Consider the following 23,518-nt stretch of genomic DNA (forward strand, 5'->3'; position numbering starts at 1 on the left):
TAGGAGAATAAGCCTATAACACAATTGTAATAAAACAGACAATTTTTGTTAAAAAAAACGCTTTTTTTAATGAATTAACGTAAATTATTGTCTAAATTAACTGTTAATAGGGGGTAATTGGTTACAGTTATACAGTTTTATTACAATTGTTTAAAAAGGGTTTAAATATAGAATGCTTCTGTGGTAGCCTATAGGAGGTCTCAAATTAATAGATATGATAGAGAGATCAAGGAACCGTAGGAGGATTATGATAATGAGAAGATATATGAAATCTAGTAAACCTGGATTATTAAAAAAAACCGCATTACTAACTGTTTTGGGTATGGCTTTAACATATAACGTTGCGTACGCCGCTGATGAAGAACTTTCTACGGTCTACCATGTATATATGGATGGAGACCACATTGGTAAAATTGACAACAAAGAGGTTATTACTTCTTATATAGATGATTTAATTACTGCCCGTGAAGAGGCTAATGAGACATACGATTACGCTACGAAACAGGAAATCTCCTACGTTCCAGAACGCGTATTTAATCCAGACGCTTCTAATGAAAATGTATTAACGAAGATTGAAGAAGATATAGCAATCCAAGTGAATGCATATGCGCTTCAAATCGGTGATCAAGTAGCTGGTTATTTTAAAGATAAAGAAGATGCTGAGAAAGCTTTACAGCAATATAAAGAAAAATATGTAGATAGAGAAGTATTAGAAAAACTAGAGAATGCTGATACAGATTCAGATGATGAAACAACGTCAACATTGGCTGTTGGTAACTCTACTATCTTAGCCGTAGAATTATCAGAAGAAGTTACCTATCAAGAAGAAAAGGTTAATGAAGATGTAGTTTTAACGATTGATCAAGGTATTGAACTACTAGAAAAAGGTACATTATTAGATAAAGTACACACGGTAGAAGAAGGTGATGTACTAGGATCGATTGCAGATCAATATGATTTAGCTACAAAGAAATTACTAGATTTGAATGAAAGCTTGTCAGAAGATACGGTATTACAAATTGGACAAGAATTGAATGTAACAGAATATGCACCATTTGTTAATGTAGTGGTGACCAAAGAAGAATTAATAGAAGAAGAGATTGTGTACGAAAAAGAAGTACAACAATCCGATGATTTATATAAAGGTGAGGAAGAAATAAAGCAAGAAGGTCAAGATGGTAAAAAAGAAGTACAATATGCAATAGAGATTGTTAATGGAGATGTTGTTTCTAAAGAAGTTATTACGGAAAAAGTAACGCAAGAAGCAACGAAAGAAATTATAGTTGAAGGTACGAAAGTTGAATCTTCGAGAGGCTCAGGAAACTTTGTCTGGCCAGCAGTTGGTGGTTATATTTCTAGTCATATGGGAGAAAGATGGGGTTCCTACCATAAAGGCATGGATATCGCAGGTCCTAGTAATGGAGCAATATTAGCAGCTGATAATGGAAAAGTAGAATCAGCAGGCTGGGATAGCGGAGGCTATGGTAACAAAGTTGTGATTAATCATAATAATGGCTATAAAACAATTTATGCACACTTATCTTCTATTAGTGTAAGCTCAGGTGAAACAGTTACACAAGGGAGTCAAATTGGTGTGATGGGTACAACAGGTAACTCAACAGGCATTCATTTACACATTGAAGTATACAAAGATGGTAATCGAATTGATCCAGCAAGCGTATTTTAAAACATTATAAAATCTGTTTAATTAGAGCTAAAACCCTTGTCGCAAATTGCTACAAGGGTTTTAATTGTATTTCCCATGTTAAAGAAAAGACTTTTAAGCTAAAGTACGATAAAATGATAGTTGTGAGTAAGTTTGTAAAAGGAGGCTTTACCTAAAATGAGTCAAAAAATATTAGTTGTAGATGACGAGAAGCCAATTGCAGATATATTAAAATTCAATTTAGAAAAAGAAGGATATACCGTTATATGTGCATATGATGGTGATGAAGCAGTTCGATTAACAGATCAGGAAAATCCAGATCTTTTATTATTAGATATCATGTTACCTAATCGCGATGGTAATGAAGTGTGCCGTGAAATTCGGAAAAGACATAGTATGCCAGTTATCATGTTAACTGCTAAAGATTCTGAAATTGATAAGGTGTTAGGACTAGAGCTAGGTGCGGATGATTATGTGACGAAGCCATTTAGTAATAGAGAAGTAATTGCTAGGGTTAAAGCAAATTTAAGACGCCAGCAAGTGCCAGTTGATAACCAAAGAGTAAATAAAGATATTCAAATAGGGACACTAACTATCCATCCAGATGCCTATACTGTTACGAGAAATGGCACATACGTGGAGCTAACACATCGAGAGTTTGAATTGTTACACTACTTAGCCCGCCACATTGGTCAAGTGATGACACGTGAACATTTGTTAGAAACGGTTTGGGGATATGACTATTATGGTGATGTACGAACGGTCGATGTTACGGTTAGAAGATTACGTGAGAAGATTGAAGAGGCACCAAGCACACCAATTTGGATTGTAACTAGAAGAGGTGTTGGGTATTATTTACGAAACCCTGAGCAGGAGTAATTTTTATGAAAAAGGTTAATATCTTTCAATCGATGCAGTGGAAAATCATTATCATTATGATCCTTTTGCTATTACTGGCGATGCAAGTAGTAGGATCTTATTTTGCTCAGCGGTTAGAAACTGATTTAAGGAAAAGTTTTGAGGATAATATTGATGAACGATTAGGCGTCCTAAGTGTTAACTTGGTAACTGCTTTAATCGAAGAGAGACCAGAAGATGGAACTGGTCCAACACTTGAGGCCGACGTAAGGGAGATCGTTGAATTATACGGTAAAAGCGAGGAGTTTTCCCAGCTGCAAGTATTGGACAGGCAATACCGAATTATTGGTACAAATACACAAGAAGAAGATATTGGAAAATTGACAGGTAATAGCAGTGTTCGTCCTGCCATTCTCTATGATAATGCTACAATAGAAATGCAACGTGATCAACAGACAGGTGAACGTCGATTGATCCGTATTGTACCACTTTATGATGACAATGAACCGCTTGGTGCCATCTATTTAGAAGCTTCAATGGAAGAGGTATTCGATCAAGTCGACAATATTAATGGTATCTTTCTAAATGGAACATTAATTGCGATATTTGTATCAGCAATTGTAGGGATCTTAGTGGCGCGGGCGATTACGAAACCAATTACAGAAATGCGAAGGCAAGCAACTATTATGTCCCAAGGTGACTTTTCACAGAAAGTAAATGTATATGGTACGGATGAGATTGGGCAACTTGCAATAACATTTAATGATATGAATGAAAAAATAAGACTAGCAAATCACACAACGGAAGAAGAGCGCCAAAAATTAAGTTCCGTTCTTTCAAATATGTCTGATGGTGTGCTTGCTACGAATGAAAAAGGTAAAGTAACACTAATGAATGAACCGGCTTCCTTGTTACTTGCGAAAACGTTTAAAGAAATTAAAGGAGAATCAATTATTGATGTTCTCCAACTAGAGGACAAAACCGTCGATTTAATGGATTTTCAAGAAGCAGGTTCGATTACAATTGATTTTAGTGATGATGATCAACTGTTTTTAATTAAAGCTAACTTTTCTGTCGTGCAAGATGAAAATGAAAATTTCACTGGATTAATTACGGTTATTAGTGATGTAACCGAACAGGAAAAGGAAGAAAAAGAACGTCGTGAGTTTGTTTCTAACGTTTCACATGAATTGCGAACCCCACTTACAACGATGCGAAGTTATTTAGAAGCGTTGACTGATGGGGCTTGGGAAGATAAAGAAATAGCACCGCAATTTTTGAAGGTAACACAAAATGAAACGGAACGGATGATTCGATTAGTTAACGACTTATTGCAATTATCGAAAATGGACCATAAAGAACAGACGATGCATAAAGAACGTGTAAATGTTGTTCCGTTTTTCCACCATGTGCTCGATCGGTTTGAGATGAATAAGGAAGAGTCAGTTACGATTAATCGGTATATTCCGAAGGATAGTCTGTTTTTGTGGATGGATAAAGATAAACTTATCCAAGTTATCGATAATATTATTTCCAATGCAATTAAATACTCGGCAGCTGACGGGACCATAAATTTTCGAGTTGTTAAAGAAAAACAACGAATTAGGGTAAGTATTTCTGATCAAGGGCCTGGAATTGCACGTGAAAAACTGGATAAAATATTCGATCGTTTTTACCGTGCGGATAAAGGAAGATCTAGAGAGGTTGGTGGAACGGGACTTGGCCTTGCAATTGCGAAGGATATTATCGCCTCACACCATGGCCAAATTTGGGCTGAAAGTACGGAAGGAAAAGGTACAACGATTCTCTTTACTTTACCACTCATTACCCGAAAGCGTGGTGCTAAAAAATGAATCTAGAGCGTGTAAAATCTTTTATATTAATATTTCTCATTTTCTCCAGTTTATTATTAACGTTTGCAACATGGAATTATCAACCAAACATTGATGAGGGTGATTCCGAAGACGATGTAATTGAAGCACAATTAGATGGTAAACAATTAACTAAAAAAGATGTGGTACGCCCTTCACAAATTATCTATAAATTAGAAGGGCAAGCAGTAGGGCTAGCGGATAAAAATCATCAAAACGAACTTTATGATCAAATTTTAAATTTTTCATTATATGATTTTAATGTAATAACCAATCCTATGGATGAACTAGAAAGTAACCAAAATCAAGTAGAGATCATTTTCCCTACCGAATTACCTACAGCTGTTATTGTTGATTTATTTACGATTGACAGTGATAGGAACATTCCAGATAGTACGTTTGATCGTGTCTATATGACATTATCAAGTAATCAAGAGGAGAATCAAATTGTTTTTGTGAAAACGGCAACTGGAACAGCAATAGGTGCAAAAATCCAAAGTCCAAATCAAACGATGGAGCTTCTGACCGATTATGAAAAAAACAATGAAAGTATCAGTTATGAAACGATGGAAAATGCAAATGGACTCCCGATTTATTTACCAAGCGAGATTGCATTAACAATTGAGTACTTCCCATATAAAAACTTAGACAGTGAGGCTTTTCGTAATTTATTGTTTAATATACCATCATCAGTTAGAAGCTCTACTGCTGTAGGAGGAGAAGAGTTTTATACAGATGGTACGAGAGAAATGACGATAGAAGAAGGATACAGTGTCAATTTCTCAAATCCGATAAATGATGTACAAGCATTAGAAGAATCGGTTACCCAATATCAATTATTTGATCAAGTACACCAATTTATAAATAAGCACAATGGTTTTACATTTAATGAACCATTTCAATTTTTCTTATCAGAATTAGTAACATCAGCAAACACCAATTTAGTAGAATATAACTTGGCTTATCAAGGGTATCCAATTTATGAGTTGGAATCATTATCAACCATATCTGTCAATTGGCATAATCAAGATCCTTCCGTATACAGTCATCCGATTGTTCAATTAGTTAACAGAATTGGAACAGGGCAAGTGCCAGCAACGTTAGTAGATACGGATACGGTTCTCCGCATTTTAGATGGAAATACGTATAGTGATAAAACCGTTTATGACGTTACTGTAGGTTATGAAATTGAAAAAGAAGAAGATGATCAAGCGTATAAATTAATTCCAACATGGTATGTAGAAGGAATTAGTGGCTGGGAAGAATTGATTATACCTGGTGAAATGTTAGGAGGCGAAAATAGTGCAATGGGGACAAATTAAATCACTATTTATAGTCTGCTTTCTGGTTTTAGATATTTTTCTTATTAAACAGTTACTTGATAAGCAAGAGGACGTAGCCTTTATTTCTGAGTCTACAAAGGAAGAACAGTTGGCATTAAATATCGATGGCTTGAGTGATTTATCTGAAGAAACAGAAGAAGCGCCCTTGTTCTATGCAGTGAATCAATCGTTTTCAACCGAAGATAGTATAAGGCTTGAACAATACGCCAATCAAAAAAATGTGATAGTTGACGATATCTATCTATTTGGACAATTTGATGCGCCAATCCCTATTTCAGTAGATGATGCAGGAGTGAATATGGAATCTCTAAATAGTTTAATTTTAAATAGTGGAGAATATACGTATTGGGGTAAAGATGAAAAATCAAATAGCTTACTTTTCTTTCAGACAATGGAACAACCAATTTATTTTAACCAAAATGCATTATTGCTCATTCAATTAAATGATGATGATGAAATGATACAGTATGTACAAACAAAATTAGTACAAGAAGAAGAACAGGAAGAAGCCAGAGATTTAATTACGGAAATTGATGCTGTCTCAAGGTTATTTCATAATGCTGGCTCTCTAGAACAAGGAGATACCGTGACAGACGTGGCACTAGGTTATTATAACGTGACATCTTTACCAAATGGACTACAAATATTAAATCCAACTTGGAACGTGACAGTTGATGAAACAGATAACTATTTTGTGAACGCAATTGGGGGGCATGCCTATCCCCAAGATAATGAATTTATAAAAACAACGATTGAATCATATCAAGAGGTAATAAATAATGCTGGTATGAGTGAGTTTCAGTTTATTCAAACAGAAGAAGATGAAGAAGAAGAGCTAATTGAAAATATAGAGCAAAACTTAATCAAGATAGCTAATGCAAGTATTGGGGTGAAGGAAGAATGACATTACGATTTACGGTATTAGCCTCGGGTAGCTCAGGAAATGCCTTTTATATAGGGACAGATAAAGAAAATATTTTAGTTGATGCAGGGTTAAGTGGAAAACAAATCGAACGGTTATTTTTAGAGTCTTCAATTGATCCGAATAAACTAACAAAGATATTAGTGACACATGAGCATAGTGATCATATTAAAGGTTTAGGTATCATAGCGCGTAAATACAATTTGCCAATTTACGCAAATGAAAAGACGTGGAAGGCAATGGAAGGTTCGATAGGAAAAATTACACTCGATCAAAAATTTGTTTTTAATATGGAAGAAACAAAAACATTTGCAGATATCGATGTGGAATCATTTGGTGTCTCACATGATGCGGCTGAGCCGATGTTCTATACGTTTCATCATGAAGGAAAAAAAGTTTCTTTAGTTACAGACCTTGGTTATGTATCGGAACGAATTAAAAAAACTGTTGAAAATTCTGATGCACTTATATTTGAAGCGAATCATGATGTCTCAATGTTACAGATGGGACGTTATCCTTGGAGTGTGAAGCGTCGTATTTTAGGTGATACCGGGCACGTTTCAAATGAAGACTGTGCATTAGCGCTACAGGATATTATTGGGGATAATACGAAAAGAATATATTTGGCTCATTTAAGTAAAGATAACAATATGAAGGAATTAGCACGTATGTCAGTTGAAAATCAGTTGCGAGAAGCCGGATTCTCAATTGGGAATGGTATAGATATTTTTGATACAGATCCAACATCACCAACTTCTCTCTATAAGGTAGTTTAAAATACGGATAATCGAGACAAACTATCGGTAAGAAATGAAATCATAGAGAGGAAGGTCATGATGGTCTATTACCATGATGATGAGAAAGAGAAAAATGAACAGGATCAAAGAACAACTCGAGATAAACTTAAAAGCCGTAACAAATGGGTTTTACCTGGCGTAGTTGGTTTATTACTCGGGATGTTTTTGTTTGCAGTTGCGTTACCAAGTTTGATACGTTACGATATCTTACCTTATCAGATCGTTGTAAGCCAGGATCAACTAACTACCCAGAATGGTGAAACAGCTGATTTAAATGACAACCTTCAACGTTTAAGTCTAGATGTAACAACAGAAATCACGGATATTGTTGCAAACGTTAGTCCAGCAGTAGTTGGAATAGAAAATATTCAATCAGAAGCAACCTTTTGGGATCAGGAATCGAGTGATGCCGGGACTGGTTCAGGGGTCATCTATAAAAAAACAGATAATCGAGCGTTTGTTGTTACAAACCACCATGTAATTCAAGGTGCTGACCAAATTGAAGTTATTTTATCGGATGGCTCGCGTTTAGCTGCAGAGCTAAAAGGTACCGATCTGTTTACTGATCTAGCAGTGTTAGAGATGGATGGCGAGGCAGTTGAACATGTAATAGAGATTGGTAATTCAGATGAAGTGAAGGTTGGGGAACCTGCTATTGCAATTGGGAATCCACTAGGGTTAAATTTATCTGGTTCCGTAACACAGGGGGTTATTAGCGGAAAGCAACGTGCCATTCCACAGGATTTTGATGGAGATGGACGAGCTGATTGGCAAACAGAAGTTATCCAAACAGATGCAGCGATAAATCCTGGTAATAGTGGAGGAGCACTGCTTAACGTCAATGGGCATTTAATTGGGATTAATTCGATGAAAATAGCTCAATCGGAAGTAGAAGGAATTGGTTTTGCTATTCCAATTGACGCAGCGGTTCCAATTATAGAGGAATTAGAAACAGAAGGACAAATGAGGCGGGCATTTCTCGGTGTAGAAGCTTATTCATTAGAAGATGTGGCACAGGTTGAATGGCAACGTAGCTTAAATTTACCTAATAATGTTGAGAGTGGTATCTATTTGCAACGGATAGAAGTAAATTCACCTGCTACAGAGGCTGGTTTGGAACCGTACGATGTCATAACGTCTTTAGATGATCAAGAAATTAATAACATTATTGATTTGAGAAAGCATTTATACCAAGAAAAGGAACCAGGCGACGAAATGGTCGTTACGTATTATAGAGGGAAAGAACAAAACCAAGTGACTATAAAATTAACGGAACAAGAGTAGCATAAGCAAGAATGCTACTCTTGTTTCATACTTATACACAGACTTATAGGAGGAAAGACGGTATAAAATAAAGGTTCTAACAGTGTAAAAGAGGTAAAAAAATAGTTATGCACAGCCTGTGTATAAAGCTGAGGATAACTTTCTATATTTAGTAGCGAACATTTATTCTACTACCAAATAGATGAAGTGCAAAAAAGATATGTACAGATAAATCGGGGATAACCTGTGATTAACCTGTTAAGTGCTGTTGATAAGTGAATATATTAAATTTTGTGTATAAAATTGTGGATAACAGTAGAAAAAACAGTTTTTTTATTTTTTACGCAAATTGTGGATAATTTGTTATGATAGATACAGGAATAGTAGGAGGCTTTTTTAGTAACGGCCTATCAAAAGGAGTGCATAAATGATGTATAAAGAACCTATTTTTTTAACGCCTGTCTTTCAAGAAAGAATTTGGGGTGGACAAAAGTTACAAACCGAATTTAATTATGAGATTCCATTTGAGCATACAGGTGAAGCTTGGGTTATATCAGCTCATCCAAATGGTCCAAGCATAATAAAGAATGGGGCATTAAAAGGAAAGTCTTTAAAAGATGCGTGGGAACAACATGGCGATCTATTTAATAGAAAGACTACAAACGATGAGGCCTATCCATTATTAATTAAAATTCTCGATGCTAATAATGATTTGTCTGTCCAAGTACATCCAGATGACACGTATGCTAGAGAAGTAGAAAATCAACCATATGGTAAGACAGAATGTTGGTATGTGCTGTCTGCAGATGAGGATGCAGAAATTATATTTGGACATCATGCAAACACACGTGATGAATTGAAACAAATGGTTGCAGATGGAGAATGGGATAACTTATTACGAAGGGTGCCTGTGAAAGAAGGCGATTTTGTCTACGTTCCAAGTGGAACAATTCATGCAATAGGTAAAGGCATTGTTATATTAGAAACACAGCAAAGCTCTGACATTACATATCGTGTTTATGACTACAATCGTACAGATGCAGAAGGTAATACACGAGAGTTGCATTTAGATGCTGCAATAAATGTAACAACTGTTCCACATCAAACTCCAGATTACGACCAAACAGAAGAGATAAATGGAGGCTTAACTGCAAAACGTTTAGTAAAAGAAGAATATTTCACTGTCTACCATTGGAATTTAGATGGTGTAGTTGAGAAACAGCTAGATGTAGACTTTTTGCAAATAAGTGTTTTAAAAGGACAAGCGGAAATCACGGTTGAGGGAAAGGTTTTTGCAATTAAAAAAGGTGAAAATTTTGTTATTCCAGCAACAGTTGATCGTTATCAAGTAGAAGGACAAGCGGAATTTATTGTTTCGTATCCATCATAAGTATAGGTTAAAACACAAGGTATGCTCTACCTTGTGTTTTTTTGATTAAGCGGATAGATATACTACTTTCTTATTACGTGAATAAATACAAATGCATCATTTATTAACGTGCCATTCTTCTTCTAGTATACTCATCTCATAGATACTCCAGTATTGATCATTGATTTTTCGATAATCTCTAAGTAAGCCTTCAATTTGAAATCCAACTTTCTTATAACAGCTGATTGCACTTTTATTAAAATCAAATACACCTAAGCTAAGTCGATGTAGATGTAAGTCGCCAAAACCGACTTTGACAATTGCTTTGATCATCAATTCCCCTATACCTTTCCCGCGCATACTTGTATCACCAACTAGTACTTTACCAATTCGCGCACTTTTATTTGTATAATCAATCTTTCCTAAAGAAATGTGACCAATCGTTTTATCTGATTCCACATCTATTACTTTATAAATAAGATTCGTGGCGTCTTGCTGGTTACTATCTTCAAGATAAGAGACTAATTGTTTTTTTGTAAGCGGATATGTAAATGTAGGGCCAGCCCATTGCAGTAAAAAGGCGGATGATGTACCAGTATTCCATTCTATTAATTGTTCAAAATCCTCTGCTGTAAAATATTCTAATCGTATCATTCTTTGAACTCCCCTCAATTAATGTAAAAATGTAAAAAGCACTTTCGTATTATGGGATGTGTTAAGTTTAAATCAGATTTTATAATAAAACAAATGCTTATTAACTCAACTTTGTCACCCAGTAAACAAACCAGCTACGGAAGCAAATGGGCTCCCTTTCTGTGGGCACAGCCTCAGCTAACTTGGTAAAGAAAAACACTTTACCAAGTGGATCTTCGGCTTGTGCTATTCCCACTAGAGTGTCACCCATTTGCTTCCTCCGCTAGCGTGCATTTACGAGTAAATTGAATCTAACTGTTGGAGTTCGATGGTCGAATTATAATGGATATACTTGTCTTTCATTCATAAATATGATTTTTAACGCACGAAAAGTCCATTGCAACACTTTTCGTAATTACGAAAATAAAATTATTATCATACAAAGAATGCAGTCTATACTAGTGACGGAAATATACGTAGACTCCTGTGGGAACAGCACGGGCTGAAGATCCACTTAGTAAGCGATCTTTGCTTTACTAAGTTAGCTGAAGCCGTGCCCACGGAAAGCAGAGTATATTTCCAGAGCGGTATGTCGCGTTATCGTTATCTATCACGTTTGTAAAATAACGTTGAGTTATTAACTTTTGGATAGCTGTATTTTAAATTTATACCAAAAACAAAACACCGTCAGGGATGATAACCCTAGCGGTGTTTGTGTTTATTGCATCATTTTAAGATGTCATTAATTACTGTTAATTCATTTTTAGTAAAGGCGGCATAATCTAATGCTTTAACGTTCTCTTCAATTTGGCTGACACGACTTGCCCCAATTAAAGCAGAGACAACGGCTTTTTCTTGTAGCACCCATGCGAGAGCCATTTGTGCTAATGATTGCCCACGTTCTTTAGCAACATCATTTAATTGTCTCACTTTTTTTAATACGTCTTCTGAAACGTCCTTTTCATTTAAGAAAGGAATGTGCGATTTTGCTACGCGTGAATCATCAGGAATACCAGTTAGATATTTATTTGTTAATAATCCTTGGGCTAAAGGAACAAATGCAATACAACCAATACCTGCCTTTTCCAATACGTTTGTTAAGCCATCTTCGACAGAACGATTAAACATTGAATAAGCTGCTTGATGAATGATAAAAGGTGTTCCTTGTTCTTGTAGAATCTTCACTGCTTTTTCAGTTTGGTCTGCTGAATAATTTGAAATCCCAACATAAAGTGCTTTCCCTTGGCGAACAATTAAATCAAGGGCAGCCATTGTTTCTTCTAAAGGGGTTTCTGGATCTGGACGGTGATGATAAAAAATATCCACATAATCTAACTGTAAACGTTTTAAACTTTGGTCTAAACTAGAGACAAGATATTTTTTTGATCCCCAATCTCCATAAGGTCCATCCCACATTTTAAAACCTGCTTTAGTAGAGATAATCAGTTCATCTCGATAATCTTTAAAGTCTTTATTGAAAATGGTTCCAAAATTCTCTTCTGCTGATCCTGGAGGTGGGCCATAATTATTTGCTAAATCAAAATGTGTAATGCCTAAATCAAAAGCACGTTGCAACATCTTGCGTTGATTTTCAACTGCATCTTCACCACCAAAGTTGTTCCATAAGCCAAGCGATATAGCAGGTAGTTTCAAACCGGAATTTCCCACGCGATGGTACGTCATGTTTTCATATCGATCACTTGCAGGTATATAAGTCATCGTGAATCCTCCTGTTTTGTTTCTTTTAATAGCCTACTTCTACGGCTGCAATAACAATATACATTAAATCATTCTTATCATCTTGTTCTTCTAACACAATGCCACTAGATGTAGCCATTCCACCATCAATGATTTCAACAGTAACAGATCCATATGGAATTTCTGCAATAATCTTTTCCATATCAACAAGGTGCGCGTCTGCGGGCACAGCTAATTTAACATTCACCACCATGTTATCTAATGATTGATCAGGTAAGTAATTTTTTATCCCGGGCATGGAATTATAATGAATGGCATTTTGTACTGCTCTTATTGAAGCTTTCGTGACATCTTGTCCATGGGTATCCATGCCTGTTCCTGTTTCCACAAAAATAATACGTTCCATTTTAGTCATCCTCCTTATAATTCATTTATACTGGGTATACCTGATTCTGATAAAGTATAAACGTATAGGTCTCGTAAAAATAGCTATATGTAAATATTTCGACACTTCTCAATAAATAACCTTTTAAATCGCTCAATTATTACCGGGGAAATAATTTGATTCCATACTTGAACTAGATTTCCTGCCACTCCTTACGTAAAATACCCATTTTTATTGCATCATAATAGGTATCATCTACGATTCGTGCATCTCTAATCCTAGCTTCTACTTGCATGCCAACCTTTTCTGCGACCTTCATCATCCTATCATTTCCAGACCAAGTAGACATTCCTAAACGATGTAAGTTTGTTGATTTAAAAAGAAAATCTATCCATAGCTTATACGCTTCATACCCATAACCACCATTCCAATAATTTTTGTCATAAATAACGATTCCAGTTTCCAACCAATTGGTGTTTCTATCAATCCAATAAGCGCCAACTGTACCAATTAGTTTATCGCCAACCAATATAACTAAGGTATCTGGAACGCCAGAGTATAGCGCGGTATTGTTTTTCCAACTGAGTTTGTAATCATTTTTTGTAAGAAAATTTTCTGGAATATAAGGGCCGTTCCATTTCTTCGCAGATTGTTCTTCTTCTTCGTAGCGCCAGTAATATAACGTATCAATATCTTCTTGTGATGCTTCTTTTAAAACAACCTTTTTACCAACAATATGTATCATGAAAGGTACTCCTTCTTATGCCTGAAGTGTGTGCGTTTACACTACTCAGTTTAGCATACCATCTATAAGTAGTTAAAAGTATTCAGATTTATCGGTTTAGATTTAGGGTATGTAATTATAAAAGTTTAGAAAGAAGGGGAAAGTATGGATAAGGTTAAAGTTCTATTTTTAAATGCATCCTTAAAAGGTAGAGAAGAAGTTTCTAATACAGAAGCGCTCTATCAACAGGTCGACACCATTTACCAAAAAGAGAATTGTGAAACGGAAAATCTTCGTTTAGCTGATTATCATATTCCATTTGGTATGAGTGAAGACATGGGTGATGGAGATGAATGGCCACTAGTTCTGGAAAAAGTAAAAGCTGCAGATATTGTCCTTATTGGAACACCTATTTGGTTAGGTGAAAAAAGTAGCTTAGCGACACTTACGATGGAACGATTATATGCAAGTAGTAGTGTCACAAATGATAAAGGACAAGCTATTTATTATAATAAGGTTGGCGGTGTAGTCATAACCGGAAATGAAGATGGTGCCAAAACCGCTGCTTCCTCCGTCTTATATGGGTTATCACATATCGGTTTTGTGATACCGCCGAACGTTGATACCTACTGGGTAGGAGAAGCGGGACCAGGTCCTTCGTTTATCGATGCTGGAGGAAAAGATAGTGATTTCGTGAAAAGTCATGTTAGTATGCTAGCATATAATACGATGTATTTCGCTAAGCTACTTAGAGAACATCCAATCCCGGCAAAAGGGAACGTAATGGAGTAAAAGTGGTAGAAAGGGACGGTTGCTTTGTAAATGGTAATCGTCCTTTTCTATGTCTCTGATTAAAGACTTTCTTTACCTTTCTTTTAGTCATATGGTAAGCTAGTAACAATTTGAATGATTGAAAAAGCATTTATTAAAGCATATTAAAAATAACTATAGTATTGAAGGGAATTCAGATGGTAAAAGTTGAGAAAAAAGAGTTTGTTGTCATGGGTTTAGGTAGATTTGGTGGCAGTATGTGTAAAGAGTTGATTAAAGAAGGCGTTAACGTCTTGGCAGTCGATAAGAATCGAGAACGAGTACAGAACTATGAAGACATTGCTAGTCAAGCCGTTGTACTTGATGCGATGGATAAGCAAGCATTGAATGCAGTTGGTATAAGTAACTTTGATTGTGCCATTATTAGTTTCGGTGATGATATGGAATCAAGCATATTAGTAACCCTTTTATTAAAGGAAATGGGAATGAAACAAGTATGGGTGAAAGCACGTAATGAATACCACCAAAAAATATTAGAGAAAATTGGTGCGGATAAAATTATTCATCCTGAACGTGATATGGCTAGAAGAATTGCACATCACATTACCTCAGATCGCGTAGTTGATTATATTGAAATAAGTAATAAACACAGTATTATTGAGATAGTAGCGAGTAGCCAAATTATAGGTAAAACAGTAGCTAACTTAAAAATAAAGGAAAAATATAAATGTGAGATTATTGCTATTAAAAAGACTGAAGAAAGTGTGGTCATGATGCCAGCTGCTGATAAAGAGATTGAAACGGGCGACATTTTAATTGTAATGGGTGATAACCGTAAACTTAATCGCTTAAAAGAAGGGGTTTAAGATATAGCTAAGAATTAAATCTTAGTTATATCATATTCCATTCGTTTTACGGTTTGTAAGGCGATTTCTTCACTTAATAAACGCCGTACTAGATGCAGACTCATCTGTATGCCAGCTGAGATCCCGGCTGAAGTAACAATGTGCCCTTCATCTACGTATTTTATGTTAGATAGTACAGTAACTTTTGGGAACTTTCTTTGTAAAATCTCGATATCCATCCAGTGTGTGGTAGCCCTTTTATCATCTAACAACCCTGCTTTGGCAAGTAGAAAAGCACCAGTGCAAACACTAGCAAGTATTTCTGAATGCATGCTTTGAGCTTGAATCCAGTTAATTACGACTGGATTGTTAATCTCAATATGATCGGCTCCATATCCTCCAGGAATAATCACGATATCAAATATTGGAGCTGTTTCAAAGCTATAATCAGGTTGTACTTTTAAACCATTGCGCGCTTTAATTTGTCTTCCATCTTCTGAGACAGTCATAACTTGAAACGGTTTGTCTTTTGTCTCGGGATCCTCTGTAATAGATAACACTTCAAATGGACCAGCAAAATCCAATACCTCAACTTCATTAAATAAAAATAAGCCAACCAACCACTGTTTTTTCATTTCATTCTGCTCCCTTACTAACATAGACGGTAACCTAAGTTAAAAAGTTTCAACTTTAAGTCGGTTCTGCTTGCTTAAATATGGCTATAATTTATTTAAAAACATTCTTACACTATTGAAGATGTTTTCTTTTTCAGTTATGACCTTAAAGCCATTTTTAACAACATTCTTTGTGCCTTCATCCAATGGTTCATTTACCCATTGGTCTGTTACTACCCCATATTCTACCTCTAATCCATTATCGTATAATATTCTTAGGGACGTCAAAATCCCCCATTCTTCAACTGTAAAACTTTCAATATCGCCGAAATTAAAATCATTTTTAATAATCTCTAAAGTAAGGTCTTTATTTGTAGAAATAATAGTTAAATCCACATCAGAATTTGAATGGAAATCACCTCTTGCAAATGAACCTACAACAGCCACCCCTTTTATATAACTTTCTTGTTTTGACCATTCTTTAAAATCTTCCAGTAATAATTTTACCTTTTTATTAATTTCCAAAGTTTCCCCACCTTAGAATCAATTATGAAAACATTTATTCAACAGTCCTGCATTAGTTTGTACAAAATTATTCACAAACGCTACATATATTTTAACATAAAGTTACAATTCCCTACTTAGTTTATCAAAATTAACATAGTAATTAGCACGTTTATAATAGCTATTATCATTATGTTATTTGGGTTGAGATTTCGTAGGCTAATTCAAGTGTTTATATCCAATAGATAGTAATATATAAGGAAAAAAAACAAACCAATTCATTTGTGAATTGGTTTGTTTTTTAATATGCTATTTCGTAGTTTCTCCACCGATACGGAACTATTTACTATAAAACATCACTGTTATTTTGTTGTGCTTCTTGGACTTGTTGCCGGATACCGTGGAGCTCTTCAGCTGCTTGTTGGAATTGTGGGTTCTCTGTTGACTCAGTCCCGGCTTGTTCACGCGTACTTTGTAAGGTATCTTCCGCTAGTTGTAGCTGTTCCTTTGCTTGTTGCAGTAATTGAGGATCTTTCCCTTGTGCCTGCATCACATCATGTTGCGCAGCTTGAATCTTTTTGCTAATGTTCTGTAATTGAAAATGTAAGTTCTCTTCTGCCATATAGATGTCCTCCATGATCGCCAACTTTAGGAAGCGGCTCCTTCTCAACTTGATAAAAGATATGAGCGGAGCATGTTGCTATTTTTATTTTATAGCCTTTTTAAACACATAACTAACACGATCATAGTCCACTTTATTTTCACAAAAACATTAATGATTAGTGTTGTTATATCGGTAGTGTAAGCGTTATTTTATTTAATTGGGATATCTTATTGACTTTTACATTAATTAGAAGTAAAATCATAAACAAGCAAAATCAGTCATAATTGATCAAAAACAATCATAGAATAGACAACCACAGAATATACGTAAAATAGCAATTGAATGAATAATACTTAATTGTTTTTGCATGATTGAAAGATTGAGAGGGGGTGTTATTTCCTTAAATGAAAGCGTTTTATTAAATGTTTGTAAGCGTTATCTTTAAATTAATTTAAAAAACAGGGGGAAAAGGGATATGAATATTAAATTTAAAAGCATGGGTTTTATTATGATTGGAATTCTATTAATCTTATTAGCAGCATGTGGTGGAACTGATGAATCGACTAGTCAAACAGAGGATTCTAACAGCACGGAAGAAACTAATCAGTCAGAAGAAGGTACCAGTGAAGAAGCAGAAGCTATTAAAATAGGTTTAACGTTAAATAATTTGGCGAATCCATTCTTTGTGGCAATGAGTGATGCTGCGACAGAGTATGCAGAAGAGTTAGGTGCAGAAATAATAGTGCAAGCTGCAGATGCAGACTTAGCAAAACAAACAGCTCAAATTGAGAACTTTATTACACAGGGTGTAGACATGATTTTACTGAATGCCGTTGATTCAGAAGGTATAGCAGCAGCTGTATCTCAGGCGGATGCTGCAGGAATTCCTGTTGTCTCTGTTGATGTTGGTGCAGATGGTGGAATAGAAGCAACTGTTACATCTGATAACTATCAAGCTGGAGTACTAGCAGCGGAGTACATGATTGAAACGCTTGACGGAAAAGGGAATATTGTTGTTATTGATGGACCACCAGTTACAGCCGTGAAAGATAGAATTGCTGGATTTGAAGATACAATTGAAGGAACAGAATTAGTAGTTGTAGCAAAACAAAATGGTGAAGGTAGCCGTGAAAAAGGATTACTAGTTATGGAAAGTATTCTACAAGCAAATGAAGCAGGAACTATAGACGCAGTATTTGCAAATAATGATCCAGTAGCAATAGGAGCAGAAATTGCACAACAACAAGCAGGTCGCGAAACTGAATTTTTCATTGTAGGTGTGGATGGATCACCTGACGTAATAGAGGTAATGAAAAAAGAAGGAAGTTCTATTGCTGGTACATCAGCTCAGCACCCAGACAACATGATTAAAAAAGCAATCGACGTAGGTATACAAGTATTAAATGGTGAATCTGTGGAAGATATTATTAAAATTCCAGTTGATTTAGTTACACAAGATAATATCGAGTCTTATACTGGTTGGTAAGAATTAGACATATAAAGTTGCAGTCCTTGTTTTATAAAGGGCCGCAACTTTCATTTAGAAAGGGGTGAAAGCTAATGCACACCAAGGAAAGAGTGGACTCAAATAGCGAATTAAACAAGCTTATTCTAAGGATGGATGGTATTAGTAAAACTTTTTCAGGTGTAAAGGTATTAAGTAATGTTAATATAGAAATTTATACTGGAGAGGTACACGCTTTAATGGGAGAAAATGGAGCAGGTAAATCCACATTAATGAAGATACTGTCAGGCATATACACACCAGATCAAGACAGTGGTGAAATTACTTATAAAGGTGAACAGGTTGACTGGAAAAACCCCTTAGTAGCAAGAAATATGGGGGTCGGAGTAGTTCATCAAGAACTTAACTTGTCTCCGAATCTAACAATTGCAGAAAATATCTTAATGGGTACTGATTATCCCAAAAATAAATTTGGTATGGTTAATTGGGAACAAGTAAATAGTCGTGCTGAAGAAGTGCTAAACTCAATAGGTTCAGAACTTAAAGCAGAAAACCTTGTTTCCACTTTAAGTGTAGCGCAACAACAAATGGTTGAAATTGCAAGAGCACTCTCGTATAATGCCGAAGTTCTAATAATGGATGAACCAACAGCTTCTTTAACAGACAAAGAAATAGATAGACTATTTAAAATAATAGATGACTTGAAAAAACAAGGAGTGGCTATTGTTTACATTTCCCACCGAATGGAAGAAATTTTTAAAATTTCTAATCGGTATACTGTTTTACGAGATGGCGAATGGATTCAAAGTGGACCGATAAATGAAACCAACCCAGATCATTTAGTGAGTTTAATGGTTGGCCGTGATTTGAAAGACTTGTTTCAGAGGTCATCAAATAATTATGTGGAAACAGAAGTACCAGATCAACCTGCCTTAGAGGTAAAAAACTTAAGTGATAAAAAATTTGTAAAGGATTTATCTTTTAAAATTTACCCGGGAGAAATTGTGGGATTTGCAGGATTGGTCGGCGCAGGACGAACGGAACTTGTACGAGCTATTTTTGGTGTATCTGAAATTTCTGAAGGAGAAATTTGGATTGAAGGGAAGAAGGTACAAATAAAGTCACCTATCGATGCAATTAAACACGGTATTGCACTTGTTCCAGAGAACCGAAAAGAACAGGGGTTATTCCTTGATATGTCAGTAAAAGAGAATATCTCATTGGCTGAACTAAAACAGTTTGTGAAAAATATGAAACTGAATTGGAAAGCTTTAGATAAATCAGCAGCTAATTATTTTAAGGACTTAGATATTAAAGCAGCTTCTCTTGAACAAACTATCGCAGGGTTAAGTGGTGGTAACCAACAAAAGGCAGTTATTGCTAGGTGGCTATCAACCAAGCCAAAAGTTCTACTATTAGATGAACCTACACGTGGAGTTGATATTGGAGCTAAAACAGAAATTCACAAAATTGTTGCTGAGCTGGCTGACACAGGTCTTGCTGTATTAATGATCTCCTCAGAACTTCCTGAAGTAATGGGAATCAGTGACAGAATCTTTGTTATGCACGAAGGTCAAATAACTGCGGAACTTCAAAAAGATGAAGCAACACAAGAAAAAATTATGCATTATGCAACTGGAGGTAAAAGTAGATGAATCTTAAAACATCAACAAATACACAACCCGGATTTAACTTAGGTAAAAGTCTATTAGGAACATGGAATCGCCTTGGGATGGTCATTATATTAATCGTGTTGTGTATCGTTATGTCAATAATGGCACCAAACTTTTTAGATACAACAAATGTTACAAATATATTGAAACAGGTATCCATTACAGCTATTTTGGCAGCAGGTATGACTATTGTTATTCTAACTGGGGGTATAGATTTATCGGTTGGTTCTATTGTAGCGCTATCAGGAGTAGTTTCGGTAATGGCATCCCAAGCGGGAGTTAATCCATTACTAGCAATGCTCATTGGTGCGGGTGCTGGCTATATTATTGGTCTTATTAATGGACTGTTTACAGCTATGGCAGGTATTCCAGCCTTTATTGTAACATTGGGAAGTATGACATATGTTAGAGGGCTAGCGTATGTCATAAGTGGAGGATATCCAGTAGTACTTGAGTCAAACTTTTTCAGGTTCTTTGGTGCAGGTAGCATTCTTTCAATTCCCACACCCATTTACATTATGTTATTTGTTTATTTAATTATGTTTTTTGTTTTAAAGTACACCATGTTTGGCCGTCATATCTATGCTATTGGTGGAAATGAAGAAGCCGCAAGACTAACTGGGATTAAAGTAAAAAAGACATTAGTAAATGTTTATTCTATCAGTGGGTTACTTGCTGGTTTAGGCGGTGTAGTATTAGCGGGTCGACTTTATTCAGGTCAACCAACTGCAGGTAATATGTATGAATTAGATGCAATTGCAGCGGTTATATTAGGTGGTACAAGTTTTACTGGTGGAATAGGAAAAGTACAAGGTACAATTATTGGTGTTCTTATTATGGGTGTTATAACAAACGGACTTACTTTAATGGATGTAAGTTATTATTGGCAACTTGTAGTCAAGGGTGGAGTTATTATATCTGCTGTATTGCTAGATCGGTTACGTTCTTAATTTATTTGTATGATAGGAATAATAGGATAGATTTATATACATCGTTAGAGAGTTAGTCTTTATAATATTTAAAAATGTGAGGTTATAAAATGAAAAAATCACTAAATATCAAAAAAAAGAGAAGCAAAAAAGACTTTTCAATTTTAAGCAATTAAGGACTAAGTTACTGCTTGGATTCTCTGTGATAATGTTGTTAACGGTCTCGTTTGGTGTTTATAACGCATTTGTTTTACACCAAATAGACAAGAAGGCAACGAGTACTGCAGAAAAAAGTCTTCCTTTATTCCTAACATATGAAAAACTAAGAACAAATATATCAGAACAAGTTAGTTTAACAAGAGCTTATGCTCTATTTGGTTATCAAATTTATATTAAGGATTTTAATAAACTTACTGAAGAAAGTAATCAATTGATAGAACAAGAATTAAGTGACTTTAATTCGGAAGAGTTTAAACAACTAGACCAACAAAGTGAAGCGCTCACAACAAATATTCGTGAGAATGTATTTGATGTGTACAATGCAGGTAATACAGGAATGGCTATACAGAATTTGTACTCGGTTAATAGTCAAGCAGATAATATAGTAGCAGGATATAGCGAATTATTAAAAGCTGAAGAGTTATCAATGATTGAAGAGAGTAGGCAGTTTGTTAGCCTGTCTAAGTCATCTTTTACCATTGGGATTATTATCTCCATAGTTGTAACTGTGTTAGGAGTTAGCATAGCTTTGCTTGTAACAAATATAATAACGAAGCCTATTAAAAAGGTTTCAGAACGAATGAATTTAATTGCCGCAGGGGAATTAAGCAAAGAACCGTTGTCTGTCAATTCAAAAGATGAGGTAGGGCAATTAATTTATTCTACTAATAAAATGAATGAACATCTAAAAAACTTGCTGTTTGAAATTAGTACAGTTTCCAAATCCGTGTCTGGTCAGAGTGAGGAGCTCACACAAGCAGCAAATGAGGTTAAATTTGGTAGTCAACAAGCTAGTGCTACTATGCAGGAGTTGACTACTGGGGCAGAAACACAAGCAAATATAACAAGTGAACTAGCGACTTCTATGATCGATTTTTCAAAAAAATAGCGGATGCTAATGAAAGAGGAGAAACTGTCTATACAACGACACAAGAAACACTAGGTTTGACAAAAGAAGGTAGCGAATTAATGCATGCATCTATTCAACAAATGACTGCGATAGATCATATTGTAAAAGATGCGGTTTCTAAAATGAAGGGTTTGAATATACAATCTCAAAAAATAACAAAATTAGTAGGTGTTATTAAAGGAATTGCTGATCAGACCAATTTACTATCTTTGAACGCAGCTATTGAAGCAGCTCGTGCTGGGGAACATGGAAAAGGTTTTGCGGTTGTTGCTGATGAAGTTAGAAAGTTAGCAGAGCAAGTATCTCTATCTGTCACGGATATTACCCAAATTGTGTCCAGTATTCAAAATGAAACAAATGCAGTTACTACTTCCTTACAAGAAGGGTACAAAGAGGTTGAAGATGGAATGAATCGAGTAAATTCAACGGGCGAAAAGTTTGAGATAATTAACCAATCCTTAACTACTATGGCTAGTAACGTAAAACTAACTTCAGGTAGTCTATTAAATATTGTGGAAAGCAATAAGTCAATGAGTAATTCAATAGATGATATAGCAGCTGTTTCACAAGAATCTGCCGCAGGAATTCATCAAACAGCAACATCTATTCAACAAACAAGTAGTTCAATGGAGGAAGTTTCTGGAAACTCCAATCAACTTGCTAAACTAGCTGAGAAATTAAATAGTCTAATTGCACGCTTTAAACTATAATTCTATGATAATAAAAGTGTAATAGTAGTGCAGCATTCTGCCAACATGATTAAAAGACAATCGATGTTGGTAGTATATATAAAGTTGCGGTCCTTGTTTTTATCAAGGACCGCAACTTTATAATTTTGAGTAAGAGATAAAGTGAAATTCCAAAAAGAGGGTTTGAGTAACGAGATGCGGTTGCCTCCTTCCCTACTAATGGCAGTTCCAAGAGCTATTTCTAAGGGGCTCAAAAATGGACCATCTCCACTACGTATTTGTAATTGATACAAATGATCAAACATATCAAGAAGGGTAATTTGGTTTGAATGTGTGGGATTCAACGACTGTATTTAATAAAGTAAAAAGTAAGATAAACAAAAGTAAAGTAACTCACTTGAAAAGTTTCAACTTTAAGTCGGTTTATTTTTTCAAAAGAAAAAGAAAACCTCTATATAGAGGTCTCCTATAAAACATCACTGTTATTTTGTTGTGCTTCTTGGACTTGTTGCCGGATATCGTGGAGCTCTTCAGCAGCTTGTTGGAATTGTGGATTCTCTGTTGCCTCCGTGCCAGCTTGTTCACGCGTACTTTGCAAGGCATCTTCAGCTAGTTGTAACAGTTCCTTTGCTTGTTGCAGTAATTGAGGGTCTTTTCCTTGCGCCTGCATCACATCATGTTGCGCTGCTTGAATTTGTCTACTAACTTCTTGTAATTGAAAATGTAAGTTCTCTTCTGCCATATAGATGTCCTCCAATTATTTAGA

Annotated in this window: 24 protein-coding genes; 15 read left to right on the forward strand and 9 right to left on the reverse strand. The window is 35.5% G+C overall.

Annotated elements, in window-relative coordinates:
* Nucleotides 1–253: 253 nt before the first annotated feature.
* The 8 genes from D2K60_RS00310 (at nt 254) to manA (ending at nt 10,110) form a co-directional block, all read left to right on the forward strand.
* Entirely contained in the window at nt 254–1,687 is a 1,434-nt protein-coding gene (locus D2K60_RS00310; RefSeq protein ID WP_240335199.1) for a peptidoglycan DD-metalloendopeptidase family protein, read from the forward strand.
* Nucleotides 1,688–1,843: 156 nt separating this feature from the next.
* Nucleotides 1,844–2,545: a response regulator YycF gene (yycF, locus tag D2K60_RS00315; protein WP_117168010.1), complete on the forward strand. Its 702-nt coding sequence runs from the start codon at nt 1,844–1,846 to the stop codon at nt 2,543–2,545.
* A gap of 5 nt (nt 2,546–2,550) precedes the next feature.
* Nucleotides 2,551–4,377 carry a cell wall metabolism sensor histidine kinase WalK gene (gene walK / locus D2K60_RS00320; RefSeq protein WP_117168011.1) on the forward strand — a complete coding sequence of 609 codons (1,827 nt, stop codon included), beginning with the start codon at nt 2,551–2,553 and terminating at the stop codon, nt 4,375–4,377.
* Complete coding sequence (locus D2K60_RS00325; protein ID WP_117168012.1) at nt 4,374–5,717, forward strand: YycH family regulatory protein; 1,344 nt, start codon at nt 4,374–4,376, stop codon at nt 5,715–5,717. Before walK ends, D2K60_RS00325 begins: the two co-directional genes overlap by 4 nt.
* Nucleotides 5,698–6,642 carry a two-component system regulatory protein YycI gene (locus D2K60_RS00330; RefSeq protein WP_162880651.1) on the forward strand — a complete coding sequence of 315 codons (945 nt, stop codon included), beginning with the start codon at nt 5,698–5,700 and terminating at the stop codon, nt 6,640–6,642. The genes D2K60_RS00325 and D2K60_RS00330 overlap by 20 nt, the downstream gene beginning before the upstream one ends.
* The gene (locus D2K60_RS00335) at nt 6,639–7,436 is read left to right on the forward strand and encodes an MBL fold metallo-hydrolase (protein WP_117168014.1); all 798 of its coding nucleotides are present in this window, start codon (nt 6,639–6,641) and stop codon (nt 7,434–7,436) included. The genes D2K60_RS00330 and D2K60_RS00335 overlap by 4 nt, the downstream gene beginning before the upstream one ends.
* Nucleotides 7,437–7,496: 60 nt before the next feature.
* A complete protein-coding gene (locus D2K60_RS00340; protein ID WP_117168015.1) occupies nt 7,497–8,741 on the forward strand; it encodes a S1C family serine protease in 1,245 nt (414 codons plus the stop codon).
* Nucleotides 8,742–9,150: 409 nt separating this feature from the next.
* On the forward strand, nt 9,151–10,110 hold the full coding sequence (gene manA / locus D2K60_RS00345; protein ID WP_117169055.1) for a mannose-6-phosphate isomerase, class I: 960 nt from the start codon (nt 9,151–9,153) through the stop codon (nt 10,108–10,110).
* 96 nt (nt 10,111–10,206) lie between these two features.
* On the opposite strand, the gene D2K60_RS00350 is transcribed toward manA, so the two are convergent.
* The 5 genes from D2K60_RS00350 to D2K60_RS00365 all read right to left on the reverse strand — a co-directional run bounded on the left by D2K60_RS00350 (nt 10,207) and on the right by D2K60_RS00365 (nt 13,550).
* Nucleotides 10,207–10,743, reverse strand: a complete 537-nt coding sequence (locus D2K60_RS00350; RefSeq protein WP_117168016.1) for a GNAT family N-acetyltransferase — start codon at nt 10,741–10,743, stop codon at nt 10,207–10,209.
* Between the two features lie 100 nt (nt 10,744–10,843).
* A complete protein-coding gene (locus D2K60_RS20525; protein ID WP_162880652.1) occupies nt 10,844–10,993 on the reverse strand; it encodes a hypothetical protein in 150 nt (49 codons plus the stop codon).
* A gap of 455 nt (nt 10,994–11,448) precedes the next feature.
* Nucleotides 11,449–12,441, reverse strand: a complete 993-nt coding sequence (gene mgrA / locus D2K60_RS00355; RefSeq protein WP_117168017.1) for an L-glyceraldehyde 3-phosphate reductase — start codon at nt 12,439–12,441, stop codon at nt 11,449–11,451.
* A 25-nt stretch (nt 12,442–12,466) separates the two neighbouring features.
* Nucleotides 12,467–12,826, reverse strand: coding sequence for a Lin0512 family protein (locus D2K60_RS00360; RefSeq protein WP_117168018.1), 360 nt, complete (start codon nt 12,824–12,826; stop codon nt 12,467–12,469).
* Between the two features lie 172 nt (nt 12,827–12,998).
* Nucleotides 12,999–13,550 carry a GNAT family N-acetyltransferase gene (locus tag D2K60_RS00365; RefSeq protein WP_117168019.1) on the reverse strand — a complete coding sequence of 184 codons (552 nt, stop codon included), beginning with the start codon at nt 13,548–13,550 and terminating at the stop codon, nt 12,999–13,001.
* A 144-nt stretch (nt 13,551–13,694) separates the two neighbouring features.
* Between D2K60_RS00365 and D2K60_RS00370 the strand changes: the two genes are divergently transcribed.
* Both D2K60_RS00370 and D2K60_RS00375 read left to right on the forward strand, forming a co-directional pair.
* A complete protein-coding gene (locus D2K60_RS00370; RefSeq protein ID WP_117168020.1) occupies nt 13,695–14,321 on the forward strand; it encodes a flavodoxin family protein in 627 nt (208 codons plus the stop codon).
* A 176-nt stretch (nt 14,322–14,497) separates the two neighbouring features.
* Nucleotides 14,498–15,166: a potassium channel family protein gene (locus D2K60_RS00375; RefSeq protein WP_117168021.1), complete on the forward strand. Its 669-nt coding sequence runs from the start codon at nt 14,498–14,500 to the stop codon at nt 15,164–15,166.
* Nucleotides 15,167–15,180: 14 nt separating this feature from the next.
* Here the strand turns inward: D2K60_RS00375 and D2K60_RS00380 are convergent, their stop codons facing one another.
* The 3 genes from D2K60_RS00380 to D2K60_RS00390 all read right to left on the reverse strand — a co-directional run bounded on the left by D2K60_RS00380 (nt 15,181) and on the right by D2K60_RS00390 (nt 16,885).
* Nucleotides 15,181–15,780, reverse strand: coding sequence for a DJ-1/PfpI family protein (locus D2K60_RS00380; RefSeq protein ID WP_117168022.1), 600 nt, complete (start codon nt 15,778–15,780; stop codon nt 15,181–15,183).
* A gap of 84 nt (nt 15,781–15,864) precedes the next feature.
* The gene (locus tag D2K60_RS00385) at nt 15,865–16,284 is read right to left on the reverse strand and encodes a nucleotidyltransferase domain-containing protein (RefSeq protein ID WP_117168023.1); all 420 of its coding nucleotides are present in this window, start codon (nt 16,282–16,284) and stop codon (nt 15,865–15,867) included.
* Between the two features lie 325 nt (nt 16,285–16,609).
* Nucleotides 16,610–16,885, reverse strand: coding sequence for a hypothetical protein (locus tag D2K60_RS00390; RefSeq protein ID WP_117168024.1), 276 nt, complete (start codon nt 16,883–16,885; stop codon nt 16,610–16,612).
* 457 nt (nt 16,886–17,342) lie between these two features.
* Between D2K60_RS00390 and D2K60_RS00395 the strand changes: the two genes are divergently transcribed.
* The 5 genes from D2K60_RS00395 (at nt 17,343) to D2K60_RS00415 (ending at nt 22,773) form a co-directional block, all read left to right on the forward strand.
* The gene (locus D2K60_RS00395) at nt 17,343–18,353 is read left to right on the forward strand and encodes a substrate-binding domain-containing protein (RefSeq protein ID WP_205418565.1); all 1,011 of its coding nucleotides are present in this window, start codon (nt 17,343–17,345) and stop codon (nt 18,351–18,353) included.
* A 74-nt stretch (nt 18,354–18,427) separates the two neighbouring features.
* On the forward strand, nt 18,428–19,987 hold the full coding sequence (locus D2K60_RS00400; RefSeq protein WP_117168025.1) for a sugar ABC transporter ATP-binding protein: 1,560 nt from the start codon (nt 18,428–18,430) through the stop codon (nt 19,985–19,987).
* Nucleotides 19,984–20,955: an ABC transporter permease gene (locus D2K60_RS00405; RefSeq protein WP_117168026.1), complete on the forward strand. Its 972-nt coding sequence runs from the start codon at nt 19,984–19,986 to the stop codon at nt 20,953–20,955. The genes D2K60_RS00400 and D2K60_RS00405 overlap by 4 nt, the downstream gene beginning before the upstream one ends.
* A 187-nt stretch (nt 20,956–21,142) precedes the next feature.
* Nucleotides 21,143–22,042: a HAMP domain-containing protein gene (locus D2K60_RS00410; RefSeq protein ID WP_117168027.1), complete on the forward strand. Its 900-nt coding sequence runs from the start codon at nt 21,143–21,145 to the stop codon at nt 22,040–22,042.
* 80 nt (nt 22,043–22,122) lie between these two features.
* The gene (locus tag D2K60_RS00415) at nt 22,123–22,773 is read left to right on the forward strand and encodes a methyl-accepting chemotaxis protein (RefSeq protein WP_162880653.1); all 651 of its coding nucleotides are present in this window, start codon (nt 22,123–22,125) and stop codon (nt 22,771–22,773) included.
* A 445-nt stretch (nt 22,774–23,218) separates the two neighbouring features.
* Here D2K60_RS00415 and D2K60_RS00420 read toward each other — a convergent pair whose 3' ends face one another.
* Nucleotides 23,219–23,494, reverse strand: coding sequence for a hypothetical protein (locus D2K60_RS00420; RefSeq protein WP_117168029.1), 276 nt, complete (start codon nt 23,492–23,494; stop codon nt 23,219–23,221).
* Nucleotides 23,495–23,518 lie beyond the last annotated feature (24 nt).

The organism is Paraliobacillus sediminis (assembly GCF_003426055.1).

What these genes read in the sequence shown, in the direction of transcription:
- D2K60_RS00400 (WP_117168025.1), top strand. Translation starts at nt 18,428, where the DNA reads ATGCACACCAAGGAAAGAGTGGACTCAAATAGCGAATTAAACAAGCTT.
- D2K60_RS00335 (WP_117168014.1), top strand. Translation starts at nt 6,639, where the DNA reads ATGACATTACGATTTACGGTATTAGCCTCGGGTAGCTCAGGAAATGCC.
- D2K60_RS00360 (WP_117168018.1), bottom strand. Translation starts at nt 12,826, where the DNA reads ATGGAACGTATTATTTTTGTGGAAACAGGAACAGGCATGGATACCCAT.
- D2K60_RS20525 (WP_162880652.1), bottom strand. Translation starts at nt 10,993, where the DNA reads ATGGGTGACACTCTAGTGGGAATAGCACAAGCCGAAGATCCACTTGGT.
- D2K60_RS00420 (WP_117168029.1), bottom strand. Translation starts at nt 23,494, where the DNA reads ATGGCAGAAGAGAACTTACATTTTCAATTACAAGAAGTTAGTAGACAA.
- D2K60_RS00415 (WP_162880653.1), top strand. Translation starts at nt 22,123, where the DNA reads ATGCATGCATCTATTCAACAAATGACTGCGATAGATCATATTGTAAAA.
- yycF (WP_117168010.1), top strand. Translation starts at nt 1,844, where the DNA reads ATGAGTCAAAAAATATTAGTTGTAGATGACGAGAAGCCAATTGCAGAT.
- D2K60_RS00405 (WP_117168026.1), top strand. Translation starts at nt 19,984, where the DNA reads ATGAATCTTAAAACATCAACAAATACACAACCCGGATTTAACTTAGGT.
- D2K60_RS00325 (WP_117168012.1), top strand. Translation starts at nt 4,374, where the DNA reads ATGAATCTAGAGCGTGTAAAATCTTTTATATTAATATTTCTCATTTTC.
- D2K60_RS00410 (WP_117168027.1), top strand. Translation starts at nt 21,143, where the DNA reads ATGTTGTTAACGGTCTCGTTTGGTGTTTATAACGCATTTGTTTTACAC.
- manA (WP_117169055.1), top strand. Translation starts at nt 9,151, where the DNA reads ATGTATAAAGAACCTATTTTTTTAACGCCTGTCTTTCAAGAAAGAATT.
- D2K60_RS00340 (WP_117168015.1), top strand. Translation starts at nt 7,497, where the DNA reads ATGGTCTATTACCATGATGATGAGAAAGAGAAAAATGAACAGGATCAA.
- D2K60_RS00365 (WP_117168019.1), bottom strand. Translation starts at nt 13,550, where the DNA reads ATGATACATATTGTTGGTAAAAAGGTTGTTTTAAAAGAAGCATCACAA.
- D2K60_RS00380 (WP_117168022.1), bottom strand. Translation starts at nt 15,780, where the DNA reads ATGAAAAAACAGTGGTTGGTTGGCTTATTTTTATTTAATGAAGTTGAG.
- walK (WP_117168011.1), top strand. Translation starts at nt 2,551, where the DNA reads ATGAAAAAGGTTAATATCTTTCAATCGATGCAGTGGAAAATCATTATC.
- D2K60_RS00390 (WP_117168024.1), bottom strand. Translation starts at nt 16,885, where the DNA reads ATGGCAGAAGAGAACTTACATTTTCAATTACAGAACATTAGCAAAAAG.
- mgrA (WP_117168017.1), bottom strand. Translation starts at nt 12,441, where the DNA reads ATGACTTATATACCTGCAAGTGATCGATATGAAAACATGACGTACCAT.
- D2K60_RS00370 (WP_117168020.1), top strand. Translation starts at nt 13,695, where the DNA reads ATGGATAAGGTTAAAGTTCTATTTTTAAATGCATCCTTAAAAGGTAGA.
- D2K60_RS00350 (WP_117168016.1), bottom strand. Translation starts at nt 10,743, where the DNA reads ATGATACGATTAGAATATTTTACAGCAGAGGATTTTGAACAATTAATA.
- D2K60_RS00310 (WP_240335199.1), top strand. Translation starts at nt 254, where the DNA reads ATGAGAAGATATATGAAATCTAGTAAACCTGGATTATTAAAAAAAACC.
- D2K60_RS00395 (WP_205418565.1), top strand. Translation starts at nt 17,343, where the DNA reads ATGAATATTAAATTTAAAAGCATGGGTTTTATTATGATTGGAATTCTA.
- D2K60_RS00375 (WP_117168021.1), top strand. Translation starts at nt 14,498, where the DNA reads ATGGTAAAAGTTGAGAAAAAAGAGTTTGTTGTCATGGGTTTAGGTAGA.